Origin of the sequence: Agrobacterium sp. SOY23 (assembly GCF_027212525.1) — a bacterium.
Lineage (GTDB): Bacteria > Pseudomonadota > Alphaproteobacteria > Rhizobiales > Rhizobiaceae > Agrobacterium > Agrobacterium tumefaciens_I.
In genome coordinates, this window is sequence record NZ_JAPWDT010000002.1 from 199,933 (window position 1) to 212,844 (window position 12,912).

Annotated in this window: 15 protein-coding genes; 3 read left to right on the plus strand and 12 right to left on the minus strand. The window is 60.4% G+C overall.

Annotation, left to right across the window (positions count from 1 at the left end):
• The first annotated feature begins 11 nt into the window (after window positions 1–11).
• Entirely contained in the window at window positions 12–1,610 is a 1,599-nt protein-coding gene (gene xseA / locus O3S81_RS06180) for an exodeoxyribonuclease VII large subunit (protein WP_269341589.1), read from the plus strand.
• Here the strand turns inward: xseA and O3S81_RS06185 are convergent, their stop codons facing one another.
• The 3 genes from O3S81_RS06185 to O3S81_RS06195 form a co-directional block, all read right to left on the minus strand.
• Window positions 1,611–2,813 (minus strand): mandelate racemase/muconate lactonizing enzyme family protein, encoded by a 1,203-nt coding sequence (locus O3S81_RS06185; RefSeq protein WP_269341591.1) that lies wholly within the window; start codon window positions 2,811–2,813, stop codon window positions 1,611–1,613.
• A gap of 52 nt (window positions 2,814–2,865) precedes the next feature.
• Window positions 2,866–3,573 (minus strand): FadR/GntR family transcriptional regulator, encoded by a 708-nt coding sequence (locus O3S81_RS06190; protein WP_269341594.1) that lies wholly within the window; start codon window positions 3,571–3,573, stop codon window positions 2,866–2,868.
• A gap of 108 nt (window positions 3,574–3,681) precedes the next feature.
• Window positions 3,682–4,182 (minus strand): MarR family winged helix-turn-helix transcriptional regulator, encoded by a 501-nt coding sequence (locus O3S81_RS06195; protein WP_269341596.1) that lies wholly within the window; start codon window positions 4,180–4,182, stop codon window positions 3,682–3,684.
• 81 nt (window positions 4,183–4,263) lie between these two features.
• Between O3S81_RS06195 and pecM the strand changes: the two genes are divergently transcribed.
• Window positions 4,264–5,127, plus strand: coding sequence for a 4-hydroxybenzaldehyde efflux transporter PecM (pecM, locus tag O3S81_RS06200; protein WP_269341598.1), 864 nt, complete (start codon window positions 4,264–4,266; stop codon window positions 5,125–5,127).
• A 6-nt stretch (window positions 5,128–5,133) separates the two neighbouring features.
• Here the strand turns inward: pecM and O3S81_RS06205 are convergent, their stop codons facing one another.
• The 3 genes from O3S81_RS06205 to O3S81_RS06215 all read right to left on the minus strand — a co-directional run bounded on the left by O3S81_RS06205 (window position 5,134) and on the right by O3S81_RS06215 (window position 7,297).
• Window positions 5,134–6,372 carry an aminopeptidase gene (locus O3S81_RS06205; protein WP_269341599.1) on the minus strand — a complete coding sequence of 413 codons (1,239 nt, stop codon included), beginning with the start codon at window positions 6,370–6,372 and terminating at the stop codon, window positions 5,134–5,136.
• A gap of 88 nt (window positions 6,373–6,460) precedes the next feature.
• Window positions 6,461–6,937 (minus strand): Cys-tRNA(Pro) deacylase, encoded by a 477-nt coding sequence (ybaK, locus tag O3S81_RS06210; RefSeq protein ID WP_269341600.1) that lies wholly within the window; start codon window positions 6,935–6,937, stop codon window positions 6,461–6,463.
• A gap of 12 nt (window positions 6,938–6,949) precedes the next feature.
• Complete coding sequence (locus tag O3S81_RS06215; RefSeq protein ID WP_269341601.1) at window positions 6,950–7,297, minus strand: ArsC family reductase; 348 nt, start codon at window positions 7,295–7,297, stop codon at window positions 6,950–6,952.
• Window positions 7,298–7,531: 234 nt separating this feature from the next.
• Between O3S81_RS06215 and O3S81_RS06220 the strand changes: the two genes are divergently transcribed.
• Window positions 7,532–7,699, plus strand: a complete 168-nt coding sequence (locus O3S81_RS06220) for a hypothetical protein (protein ID WP_003503889.1) — start codon at window positions 7,532–7,534, stop codon at window positions 7,697–7,699.
• A gap of 183 nt (window positions 7,700–7,882) precedes the next feature.
• On the opposite strand, the gene O3S81_RS06225 is transcribed toward O3S81_RS06220, so the two are convergent.
• The 6 genes from O3S81_RS06225 to O3S81_RS06250 form a co-directional block, all read right to left on the minus strand.
• The gene (locus O3S81_RS06225) at window positions 7,883–8,599 is read right to left on the minus strand and encodes a 2'-5' RNA ligase family protein (RefSeq protein ID WP_269341603.1); all 717 of its coding nucleotides are present in this window, start codon (window positions 8,597–8,599) and stop codon (window positions 7,883–7,885) included.
• Between the two features lie 90 nt (window positions 8,600–8,689).
• Window positions 8,690–9,391, minus strand: a complete 702-nt coding sequence (locus tag O3S81_RS06230; RefSeq protein ID WP_269341605.1) for a methyltransferase family protein — start codon at window positions 9,389–9,391, stop codon at window positions 8,690–8,692.
• 202 nt (window positions 9,392–9,593) lie between these two features.
• Entirely contained in the window at window positions 9,594–11,171 is a 1,578-nt protein-coding gene (guaA, locus tag O3S81_RS06235; RefSeq protein WP_269341606.1) for a glutamine-hydrolyzing GMP synthase, read from the minus strand.
• Between the two features lie 83 nt (window positions 11,172–11,254).
• The gene (locus O3S81_RS06240; RefSeq protein WP_269341608.1) at window positions 11,255–11,893 is read right to left on the minus strand and encodes a 5'-methylthioadenosine/S-adenosylhomocysteine nucleosidase; all 639 of its coding nucleotides are present in this window, start codon (window positions 11,891–11,893) and stop codon (window positions 11,255–11,257) included.
• Entirely contained in the window at window positions 11,890–12,339 is a 450-nt protein-coding gene (locus O3S81_RS06245) for a PaaI family thioesterase (protein ID WP_269341609.1), read from the minus strand. Before O3S81_RS06245 ends, O3S81_RS06240 begins: the two co-directional genes overlap by 4 nt.
• A 77-nt stretch (window positions 12,340–12,416) precedes the next feature.
• Window positions 12,417–12,869 carry a TspO/MBR family protein gene (locus tag O3S81_RS06250; protein ID WP_269341610.1) on the minus strand — a complete coding sequence of 151 codons (453 nt, stop codon included), beginning with the start codon at window positions 12,867–12,869 and terminating at the stop codon, window positions 12,417–12,419.
• Window positions 12,870–12,912: the final 43 nt, after the last annotated feature.

Here is a 12,912-nt window from a genome sequence, read left to right on the forward strand (position 1 = left end):
TACAAACGGGCATGAGCGATATCTTCTCCCACGCCGCATTGAGCAATCTTGCCGAATTTTCGGTGTCCGAACTGTCGGGTTCCATCAAGCGCACGGTGGAGACGGCTTTCGAGCAGGTGCGGGTGCGCGGCGAGATTTCCGGCTATCGTGGCCCGCATTCTTCCGGCCACGCCTATTTCTCGCTGAAGGACGATCGCGCCCGTATCGACGCGGTGATCTGGAAAGGCACCTTCTCTCGCCTGAAGTTCCGCCCGGAAGAGGGCATGGAAGTGATCGCGACGGGCAAGATCACCACTTTTCCCGGTTCCTCGAAATACCAGATCGTCATCGAAAGCCTTGAGCCTGCCGGTGCCGGCGCGCTGATGGCGCTTCTGGAAGACCGTCGCCGGCGGCTGGCGGCGGAGGGGCTGTTTGATGCGGCCCGCAAGCGCCCTCTGCCATTCATGCCGCGTGTCATCGGCGTCGTCACCTCGCCCACGGGTGCGGTCATTCGCGATATTCTTCACCGTATCTCGGATCGGTTTCCGGTCCACGTCGTCGTCTGGCCAGTCAAGGTGCAGGGCGAGGGTTCGGGCGAGGAGGTGGCGAACGCCATCCGTGGTTTCAACGCGCTTAAGCCCGGCGGTGAAATCGCGCGCCCAGATGTGCTGATCGTCGCGCGCGGCGGCGGCAGCCTCGAAGACCTCTGGAGCTTCAACGACGAGATCGTCGTGCGCGCCGCGGCCGAGAGCGAAATCCCGCTGATTTCCGCCGTTGGACACGAGACCGATACGACCTTGATTGATTATGCCGCAGATGTGCGCGCGCCGACGCCGACGGGGGCTGCGGAAATGGCGGTGCCGGTGCGGGCGGAACTCGAAGCGCAGCTTTCCGGTCTCGCTGCCCGCCTTTCCGGTTCGGTCTTGCGGCAGATGGATAACCGCCGACAGGGCGTGCGGGCGCTGGTGCGTGCCCTGCCGTCACTCGATCAGCTTCTCGCCCTGCCGCGCCGCCGTTTCGATGAGGCTGCGAGCGGTCTTGGCCGTGGATTGGAATTGACGACGCTGAACAGGCGCCGCGCCTTCGAACGTTCCGCGTCGGGGCTGAGGCCGGAAACCCTCTTGAACGGTCTCAAACACCATAGGCAGCGGATTACCGAACGCATGCACCGGGCAGAGACTCTGGTGGAGCGCCGTCTGCTGCAGGGCAAAGGCCGGGTTGATTCCTTCGATTCCGCCCTGCGTTCGCTCCCCGCGCGCCTGCTTGGCCAGCTGGAACGGCAGAAGGAACGGGTCGTCACCGCATCGCGCCGGGCCGATACCGCCGTGTTGCACCGCATGGCCCAGAACCGTTCCGGGCTCGCCGCCCATGATCGCATCCTGCAATCGCTGTCTTATAAGAACGTGCTGAATCGCGGTTATGCCGTGATCCGTGACGAAGAGAACCGGCCTTTGACCCGCGCGGCAGCTATCGCTTCAGGCGCCGTCGTGTCCATGGAATTTGCCGATGGTCGGGTTTCCGCCATCACGACGGGAGAGGGGACACCCTCCCCGGATGCGGCCGCCGCGCCGAAAAAGAAGCCGGCGAAACCGGCTTCCTCCGGCCCTGGCAACCAGGGCAGCCTGTTCTGATCAGATCGACGCTGCATCCGAAAAACGGCGGCTGACGGTGAAGCTCTTTTCGATATCGGGATGCAGCTCCATGCCAAGGCCGGCGCCCGGCGGCACGGTGATCATGCCGTTTTTCACCTCCGGCAAGGCGGTGACGAGATCGCGATACCAGGTTTTGTAGAAGGCGCGCACGCTTTCCTGCACCAGGGCATTCGGCGCGTTGAGCGACAGATGCGTGGAGGCGCAGAGCACCACGGGGCCGGTGCAATCATGCGGCGCGACCGGCAGATGCCAGGCTTCCGCCATGGAGGCGATCTTGCGTGCTTCCGAAAGGCCGCCGCACCAGCTGATGTCGAGCATCACCACGCCGGCCGCACCCGTTTCCAGCAGATCGCGGAAGGCCCAGCGGGAACCGAGTGTTTCGGACGCGGAAATCGGTGCGGGCGAAACGGCGGCATAACGCGTCAGGCTGGAAAGGCTGTCCATCTTGATCGGGTCTTCATGCCAGAAGGTCTGATAGGGGGTAAGCGCCTTGGCGATCTGCATGGCTGGTAGAAGCTGCCACATGGAGTGAAACTCCACCATGATGTCCATCTTGTCGCCCACCGCCTTGCGGATCTTTTCGAACGGCTCAAGCGCGCTTTTCAGGTCCGGCATCGAGATATATTGCCCGCGCGTCTTCTCCGCCGCCGCATCGAAGGGCCAGATCTTCATGGCGGTGATACCGTCTTCCAGCAGAGAGTGGGCAAGCTCGTCGGCCCGATGCAGGAAGCCGTTCAGATCGTCATAGTCCTTGCCGTCGGAGAGGCCATAATTGGCCGTCTGCTGGCCGGTCGCCTTCTTGATATATTCGGTGCCGGCGCAGGTGTTGTAGGTGCGAATTTCCTTGCGGCTGAAGCCGCCGAGAAGCTGGGCTATGGGCTGGTTGGTGGCCTTGCCGAAAATATCCCACAGCGCGATATCGAAGGCGGAATTGCCGCGCACTTCCGCGCCCGACGAGCGGAAACCGAGATAACCGACGAGGTCCTGCGCCAGAAGATCGATCTGCAGTGGATCGCGGCCGATCACGCGAGGGGCGATATATTCGTGCACATAGGTCTCCACCGTCTCCGCTCCGAAGAAGGTTTCGCCGAGCCCGGTAATGCCCTCATCCGTATGGACCAGAACCCAGAGCAAGTTCGTCCGTTCCGCCACACGGACGGTCTCGAGTTTCGTGATTTTCATGGTATCTCCTCCAGAGGCAGTCAGTTTTCCATCTGGGACTGCGTTGAAAAAATCAGGCGATGCCAGCTGCCAGAAGCGCGTGCACGCTTTCATCGAAGTGGCGCGCCATCAGCGTTGAGGCGGTTTGCGGGTCGCCTGCGGCAATGGCCTGTCCGATGGCGATGTGCAGTTCACACGCGGCAAGGCGCTGCGCATCAGAGGTGCGGCTTTTCCAGCCGATCGGCCAGGTCTGGCGTGTCACATTCTGGAAAGCACCGAGAATGAGTTCGAAAACCGGGTTCTTGGAGGCTCTGGCAACAGCAAGGTGAAAGGCAAGGTCGTGTTCCATCACCTTGTCATTGTCGCTGAAATCCCGCTCCATATTGTTCGCGTGGTCGAGGATGGTGAGCGCTTCCGCATCCGCGCGCCTCAGCGCCGCGAGTGTCACGGTTCTGACTTCGATGGTGCGGCGCACGTCGTAAATCTGCTGGATGTTGATCTGCTCGGTGTGAATGCCATGTTCGAACATCAGCGACATCGCGCCATGATCCAGCGTCGCCACGGTGGCGCGCTTGCCGGCGCTGACATCGATCAGCCGCATGGCGGAAAGCGACCGGAAAGCCTCGCGAACGACAGTGCGCGAGACGCCGAGCTGTTGCGAAAGCGAAAGTTCGCTCGGCAGCTTGGCGCCGGGGGCAAGTTCATTTTCGCGGATATGGCGGGTGATCGCGCCGATCGTGCTGCTGACGAGGCCGGACTCATGCGAAATGGCGTTATACATTTTTCCTCCAACCTGTAGTACAGGTTTATGGAAAATTGCTTACAGGATTATATGTGACAAAACAAGCGCCCTTGCCGGCGATTGCGCTTCTTTCCGTGCGGCCAAGGCCTAATCCTTGAAACCCTGCAAAAATCGCTTCAGCAATCCGTTCAGCGCCACGCGCTCCTCTTCGCTGAGATGGGCGACTAGGCGATGCTGGTTTTCGACGTGTGCGCCGACTGCTTCCTCGACGATGGCAAAGCCCTGTTCTGTCAGCGATATCAAGACGCTGCGCCGGTCCTGCGGATTGTGAATGCGTTCCACCAGCCCGGCTTTTTCCAGCTGGTCGATCCGGTTTGTCATGGTGCCGGAACTGACCATGGTCATGGCAAGCAGATCGCCGGGTGAGAGCCGATAGGGTGAGCCCGCGCGACGCAATGTCGCCAGTACGTCGAAAGCCGAGGAGGAGAGGCCGTGTTTCAACAGCACCGCCTCCACCTCGCGGCCAAGATGTGTGCTGAGCCGGTGCAGCCGCCCGAGCAGCCCCATGGGGGCGACATCGAGATCGGGTCGCTCGCTGCGCCATTGTGCGAGAATATGGTCGACGTGGTCCATGGGTTCCTTGCTCATCACCAAGGCATAACAATTGATATCTTGACGTCAAGATAAAATCGACTAAGCTGGATTTATCTTGATGTAGAGATTCTTGAAATGAAGAAAAATACGACCTATGCCGCCGATGTGCTGGTGACCGCGCTTGCCCCCGCCATCTGGGGAACCACCTATTTCGTCACGACGGAATTTTTGCCGCAGGGATATCCGCTGCATGTCGCCATGCTGCGCGCCTTGCCGGCCGGTGTCCTGCTGCTACTTCTCGTCCGAAAGCTGCCGCAGGGCATCTGGTGGCCGCGCAGCTTCATTCTCGGCGCGCTGAATTTCTCGTTTTTCTGGGCGATGCTTTTCGTGTCGGCCTATCGGTTGCCTGGCGGTGTCGCGGCAACAGTGGGCGCGGTGCAACCGCTCATCGTCATCGGTCTGTCGCGGCTGTTTCTCTCAACACCGGTGCGGCCGCTTGCCATCGTCGCCGGTTTCCTCGGCATTGCCGGTGTTGCGCTTCTGGTGCTGACGCCCGGCGCGGCGCTGGATGGTATCGGCGTTGCCGCGGGTCTTGCCGGTGCCGTCTCCATGGCCTTCGGAACGGTGCTGACCCGCAAATGGCGCCCGCCGGTCTCGAACCTCACCTTCACAGCCTGGCAATTGACGGCGGGCGGCATTCTTCTTTTGCCGATCGCCTATGTTCTGGAGCCGGCCTTGCCGGCGCCAACGGCCGCCAATATTCTCGGCATGGCCTATCTCGGCCTTATCGGTGCGGCACTCACTTATCTTCTATGGTTTCGTGGGCTCGCCCGCATCGAACCTTCCGCGGCGGCATCGCTCGGTTTTTTAAGTCCTGTCGTGGCGACCCTGCTGGGCTGGCTGGCGCTCGGCCAAAGCCTTGCGCCAGCGCAGCTCGCCGGGTTCATTGCCGTGCTTTTCAGCATCTGGCTCAGTCAGCGCAGCCAGTTGCCGAGGTAGCCCTCGTCAGGCCCATTCACCCTTGCGCATAACCGGAACCGTGGAGCCATCCGGCTTCACGCCATCGATATCCACCTTGTTGGAGCCGATCATCCAGTCGATATGGATGAGGCTGGAATTGCCGCCCTGCGTCTTGATCTGATCCTGCGACAGCGAGGCGCCGTCGAGGAAGCATTTCGAATAGCACTGGCCAAGCGCGATGTGGCACGAGGCGTTTTCATCGAACAGCGTGTTATAAAACAGGATACCGCTTGCTGAAATCGGTGAGGAATGCGGCACAAGCGCCACTTCGCCGAGACGCCGCGCGCCTTCATCGGTGTCGAGCACCTTGTTCAGCACGGCTTCGCCCTTCGAAGCCCTGGCTTCGACGATGCGACCGGCTTCGAACTTCACCTGGATATCATCGATCAGCGTTCCCTGATGCGACAGCGGCTTGGTGCTGGAGACGTAACCGTCGACACGCAGCGCATGCGGTGTGGTGAAGACTTCTTCGGTCGGAATATTCGGGTTACAGGTCACGCCGTTCTTGGCCGTGGAGGCGCCGCCATGCCATTCGTGACCATCCGCCAGGCCGATCTTTACGTCGGTGCCGGGGCCGGTGAAATGCAGCGCAGAGAAGCGTTCGCCATTCAGCCATGCGGAGCGTTTGGCAAGATTGGCATTGTGCTGCGCCCACGCGGCGACGGGATCGGCCACATCCACCCGCGAGGCGGCGAAGATGGCATCCGCGAGCTTGCGCACCGCTTCATCCTCGGTGAGGCCGGGGAAGACCTGTTTTGCCCAGGAGGGGTTGGGATAAGAAATGATGTTCCAGTTGATGTCGAAGTTGGAAATCTTCTCCAGCGCCGGCTTATAGGCCGTGGAATTGGCCTTGTTGGCGCGCGCCACCTTTGCGGGGTCCTGCTCGGCCAGCAGCATGGGGTTGTCGCCGGCAATCGCCAGCCGAGCCGCGCCATTGGCATAGGCCTTCGCCATGCCCTCATAGAGCCAGCCGGAAGCCCGGTCGAAATTCGCGTCGCTGGCGTGGCGGTAGCGCGAAAGCGTGGTTTCCTCGTCGGAATAGAAAGTGGTGACCAGTCCGCCGCCCGCCATATAGGCATGCTTGGTCAGAAACCGCACCAGCGGCAGGGCTGCCAGCGGCGCAGTAATCACCAGATCCTGATCCTTCTGCAATTGCAGGCCGACCTTGACGGCGACTTCCGCGAGTTTTTCGAGTTTGACGGGATCGATGGGGGAAACGGTCATGATCTGCCTTCGTCTATTTCAATAGGAGGCGCCGACCATAGCCCATTCCTTCCGAAAGCCAAACGCTTTCAGGAGCGGCCGTTGCACCTCATTCCGCGACCAGAGGGGCGATAATGGCATTCAGCGCTTTCTGGGCATCACGGGGCGAAAGCCTCACCTGCAAACCACGCTGCCCGCCATTCATGTAGACGTAATCATGCGCCATGGCATCGGCTTCAATGGCTGTCGGCACCTGCTTCTTCTGCCCGAAAGGGCTGATGCCGCCGACATGGTAACCGGTCGCCCGCTCCGCATCGGCGGGTTTCATCATGCTGGCGGATTTACCGCCAAAGGCGGTGGCAAGCTTCTTCATGCTCACCTCGCGGTCGGAGGGGACAACGACGCAGACCGGCTTGCCGTCCAGCTCCGCCATCAGCGTCTTCAGCACCAGATGCGGCGCCTCGCCGATCGCCTCGGCCGCCTGCAGGCCGATGCGGTCGGCATTCGGGTCATAATCATAGGTGACGGTGGTGAAGGCGACACCGGCCTTCGTCAGCATCTGGGTGGCGCGGGTCGTTTTGGACATGGCGGGCTGTGCTCAGGCAAAAAGGGTCTGGTAGATTTCCGGCTTGAAGCCGACGGTTATCTTGCCCTTTGCCTCCAGCACCGGACGCTTGATCATCGAGGGCTGCTCCAGCATCAGGCCGATGGCCTTTTCGCGGGTAAGATCGGCCTTCTGGCTGTCATCGAGTTTCTTGAAGGTGGTGCCGGCTCGGTTGAGAACCGTCTCCCAGCCCGCGGCATCACACCATGTTTCCAGATGGGCGCGGTCGATACCGGTCGCCTTGTAGTCATGGAAAGAATAATCAACGCTGTTCAATTCCAGCCAGCTTCTGGCCTTCTTCATCGTGTCGCAGTTCTTGATGCCGTAAATCGTGACCGTCATGCTGGCGTCTCTCCATCTTTAGGCCTTCCGGCATAACGAAATATCCATCTTATTCAAGCTGCAGCCCAATTTGCCTTGCGACATTTTCGGGAACCTGACGTCTGAGCCATGCAAAATCGATGTGGCTGATATCCAAACGAGCGCGAGCAAAGCTGCATGGCTTCCCTGCTGCATCATGAGTTGTAGAACGGGCCGGAAATGCCCATTATCTGGGCATCAAAGATGGAGAGAAAAATGCGTCAGGTTGCAAAGACATCGCGTAACTTCTTCGGTGAAACTTTCGCCGTTCTCGGTGCAGCGCTCTCGGTTTCGGCCGCTGTTCGCGCACATCGCAAGCCTGCCCGCGCCGATCTCGAAGCTCTCGGCATCGACGGCAAGGCTTTCGACAAGGTCCAGCTCTAAGCTGCTTATCGTTGGTAGCGAGGCGAAATCGCCTCGCTTGCGCTTGGCACCGGAATTCCTTCGGTTTTCGGCAGGTGCCTTCGATGATTTGAACTGCGCCTTTGTCGTATAGAAGGCGCGTCCCTGCAGCTACTCAGCAGCAGATAGTTTTAGGCATGGATGCCGTGCTTTTTCAGGCCCACGCTATCGCGCCGCTATCTTACGGGTTGGCCGCTTCGGCAGGCTGAATATTTTTTCCGGCAGATATAATTGGCTCTCTGGCTGCTCGTAGCGGTCCGCCTTCGCCGAAAGCGCGAAGCGTCCCAGAGATTCGTGCCGTGTTTCCCCATTGTGGCTGAAGATGAGCTCGAAGCTGCCAGCCAGCCAGCTATAGGGTTTTTCAACCGGCATAGGATCGATTTTCCCGCAGCCATAGATCATGGTGAGGTGCGGCGTAAACGATGATGCGGCGATATAGGGGAGATTTGCCCGCCAGAGGGCGCGCTGCACCATCTTCGCCAGGGCCCTGAGCTCCAGCATCTCTCGGCTGCTGCCTAGCACCAGACAGTTGCGGTTGCCGAAAAGCGAACTCCCATCGAATGTGATCGGAACGGGCCGCGCCCTTATCTCCCCCAGTGCCGCCTTCAGCCGGTTTACAAGGCCGTGAGGCACGGTGTCGAAACATCCGATACAGAACAGGGTGATATGCAGAAGCTCCGCCGGATAGGCCTCTCGCTTCGTCCGCCCTGTGGCGTGGTGCGATGCATCGGTGAAAATTCTCTCCGCCAAGGCTGCCGGCGGTTTCACCACGACCAGGACCTTGCTGCTGAATCGCGGATTGATCCGGCGTTGTTTCTCCGGCTTAAACCCTTCAAGGAAAAGCTGCCTTAACCCTCCTTTATCCGTCAACTCGAAACCCATGACGACGCTCCACGGCCTGTGCCAAGGCCACGATAATATCATCACCGGGAAAAATTAAAAGAACAAAAAGAGAACATCGGCCGCTCACACTCACCAGATGCCAGGAAACAGCCGATAGCGTCTTTCACGGGCGTAGTCCGAATAGCCCGACAATTCGGTCTGGAGCAGGCGATCTTCCCAGTAGGTGCGCAGGATCAGCAGGGCGACAGCCAGGACGGCCGGAAGCAGAGCCACCCATGAACCCAATGCGAGCGGTATGCCGACGAACATGGCGATCGCTGCGGTGTAGCCGGGGTGGCGCACGATGCCATAGGGTCCGGAGGTGATCACGTGTTGTCCGCGCTCGGCCTGAATGCGAACACCCGGCTCAAAGAACGGATTGACCGCCTGAGCCCAGGCCGTGAGGGCGATGCCGCCGGCGAGCAGGAGATAACCGATTGTGATGACCAGGGGCGGTACCACGGACCAGCCCATCCGGCCCGCATCAAATGCTGCAACCGGAATTTCAGCGGCAAAAGCCAGAAGGATCGCGGTGACGAGGATCAGGTCCCATTTTTTGGTGCCGGGCTGGAAGCGGCTGCGGGCGCGGAAAATGACCGGGTTCACGCGCGCAAGGACCAGAGCGGAAAGGCCGAAAGCTGCGACGAGAGTTGCGATAAATATCCAGCCCGGAAGCCAGCCGATCCGCCCGGCAGGCAGAAAGACGAGTGCGATCAGGCTGAGCGGAAAACCAATGGCGTAGAGGATCGCGGCGGTACGCGTCAGGGGTTTCGGATCAGCATCGGATGCCATCATGCCTCCTCTCAGCGTCCTCATCAGGGCGAACGCTGGCCGCACACTGGCGGTGCTTCGTGAAGGATAGCCGAAATCCTCACGAAAGAGGACAAAAATTCAAGCATGTGAACGGCGCCGGCTGGCGAGCCCGGGCGCAAATCCCATGGCTCTTCGATCATGGTAGCGCCGCCGCAGCCACGCTACAATGATCGAGATATTCCTATTCCCACTCGATCGTGCCGGGCGGCTTGCTCGTCACGTCGTAGACGACACGGTTGATGCCGCGCACCTCGTTGATGATGCGGGTTGCCGCACGGCCGAGGAAGCTCATGTCGTAGGGATAGAAATCCGCCGTCATGCCATCCACGGAGGTCACGGCGCGCAGCGCGCAGACGAAGTCATAGGTGCGGTAGTCGCCCATCACGCCCACGGTCTGCACCGGCAACAGCACGGCAAAAGCCTGCCAGATGGTGTCGTAGAGACCAGCCTTGCGGATTTCGTCGAGATAGATCGCATCCGCCTTGCGCAGGATATCGAGCTTCTCTCGCGTAATGGCGCCGGGGCAGCGGATCGCGAGACCCGGTCCGGGGAAGGGATGGCGGCCGATGAAGCTGTCCGGCAGGCCGAGTTCGCGGCCAAGCGCGCGCACTTCATCCTTGAAGAGCTCACGCAGCGGCTCGACGAGCTGCATGTTCATGCGCTCGGGAAGACCGCCGACATTGTGGTGGCTCTTGATGGTGACGGAGGGGCCGCCGGAGAAGGAAACGCTTTCGATGACGTCAGGGTAAAGCGTGCCCTGCGCAAGGAACTTGGGCGCACCCTTGCCATCGGCGGCGATCTTGGCGGCTTCGGCCTCGAACACCTCGATGAACAGGCGACCAATGGTCTTGCGCTTCACTTCCGGATCGGAAATGCCAGAAAGCTCTCCGAGGAACAGATCGGCGGCGTCAACGTGGACAAGCGGAATATTGTAGTGGTCGCGGAACATGCCGACGACCTGCTCGCTCTCACCAAGCCGCATCAGGCCGTGGTCGACATAAACGCAGGTCAGCTGATCGCCGATCGCCTCATGAATGAGGATGGCTGCAACCGAGGAATCGACGCCGCCGGAAAGCGCGCAGAGCACGCGACCGGTGCCGACCTGCTCGCGGATCTTGCGGATCATCTCGGCGCGGTAGGCGGCCATCGTCCAGTCGGATTTGAGGCCGACGATCTTGTGCACGAAGTTGGAGAGCAGCTTGCCGCCGTCAGGCGTATGCACCACTTCCGGGTGGAACATGGTGGAATAATAATGACGGGTCTCATCCGCGGCGATGGCGAAAGGAGCGTTCTCGGAGGTCGCGATGACCTCGAAACCTTCCGGCAGCTTCGTCACGCGGTCGCCATGGCTCATCCACACCGGATAGCTCTTGCCCTGTTCCCAGAAACCTTCGAACAGCGGGCTCGCCTTCTTGATGTCGATATCGGCACGGCCGAATTCCGCCGCATGGCCACCTTCGACCACACCGCCGAGCTGCGTGCAGAGCGTCTGCTGGCCGTAGCAGATGCCGAGGATCGGAACCTTGCTGTCGAACACCGCCTGCGGCGCGCGCGGGCTTCCTTCGGCCGTCACGGATGCGGGGCCGCCGGAGAAGATCACGCCCTTGGGCTGAAGCTTCTCGAACGCCTCTGCGGCATTCTGGAACGGGTGGATTTCGCAATAGACCCCGGCTTCGCGGATGCGGCGCGCAATCAGCTGCGTCACCTGGCTGCCGAAATCGATGATGAGAATGCTGTCGGGATGGGCTATCTGGGTCATGGCGAGCCTTTAAAGAAAAGCGGGGCTTTAGGCAACCCGGAAGCGGGCGTCAAACGGCGGAAAATTGCGAAAATCGCAACGTTTCAAAGGGCAATCACACCATCCTCGATGGCGCGGCAGAGCCGGTCGATGGCATCGGCGAGCTTTTCATCGATGATATCAAGATATTCCGTCCAGTCGTCCACATGGTTCACATCGGCCCTGCCGTCGGAAATACCGCGCAGGCCAATGAGGGGCACACCGAAGCGCTGGCAGGCCCGCAGGACCGCAAAGGTCTCCATTTCCACCATGTCGGCATCGATCAACCCATAGGTCTCTCCGGAAACGACGTTGCCGCCGGTGGAAAGCCTTGCCTCGGCAATATCGGGTATCCGCAAAGGCAGGGCCACTTCGGCAGGCAGATCGAGAAATGGCGTGCGCCCCTTCTCGAAACCGAAGGCGGATGCATCCATATCGCGATAGGAAACCGAAAGCGCCTGATAGATACCCGTCTGTTCCAATGTCCGCGAACCGGCAGAGCCGAGCGAAACGACGAGGTCAGGCAGATGGTCGGCCGCATCGAGACCGGCAAGTATGGCCGTCACCGAAATAGCCGCCTCGACCGGGCCGACCCCGGTCATGAGTGGCGTGATGCGCGCCTGCAGATGGGGGCCGTATTCTGCGGAAGCCGCCATGACGAAAAGAACGGATTTATCCGCAACATGCGAAAGCCGGTAGCTCATCCGCTAATATCCTCGCGCCCCTTCACTACCATCATAGTGCCCGTCATGGAGGCGATCAGCTTTGCCGGCCCATCCGAAAGCGCATAGGCGCGACCATCCGCCACGATCAGATTGTTGCCGGGCTTGATGATCTCGCCGCGAAACAAAAACCGCTCACCACGTCCCGGCGACATGAGGTTGACCTTGAATTCGATGGTCAGCAGCGATGCTTCCGGTTCGATGATCGTATAGGCGGCATAAGTGCAGGCGGTGTCGAGACCGGCGGCGATGACGCCCGCATGCAATATGCCATGCTGCTGTGTCAGCTTTTCATGGAAGGGCAGCTCTATTTCCACCAGCCGGTGTTCGATGCGGCTTATCTCGGCATTGATGGCCTGCACCACGCCCTGCCGCGCGAAGCTTCTTTCTATCCGCTGGCGAAAATCGCCGGGATCCGTGATCTCCATGGCCTACCTGCCTGCTTCTGCCCTGTCGCAGACAGACATGGCGCGTGGCGCCGGGCAAGGCAAGGGCTTGGGATGAATTAGTTCAGCAAGCCGATGCTTGCGTTGAGCACCGTGGCAAAGGCGACCCACAGGGCATAGGGCGCGAAAAGCCACATGGATATGCGGTCGCGACGGTAGGTCAGCGCCATGAACGCGATGATGCAGATCAGCATGGGGACGATGATGACGAGCGCGCCGGCCGGGCTCTGCATGCCGAAAAAGATCGGCGACCACAGGAAATTCAGCACCATCTGCGTGAACCAGAGGCGCATGCGCGTCCCCATCGGTTTCCTGATCCACGTCCGCGCGCCGGCCATGCCGATCAGCACGTAAAGCGTGGTCCAGACCGGTCCGAAAATCCAGTTGGGGGGATTGAAGAATGGTTTCTGCAGCGATTGATACCATTCGCCCGGCACATTGTTGACACCGATCAGCGCCCCGATGGCAACAACAGCAACGACAAAAACAATATACACGGCAAGGTTTTTCATGACGCATCCAATGCGCCGGCCAAGCTTTTGTTCCCCAGCCTTT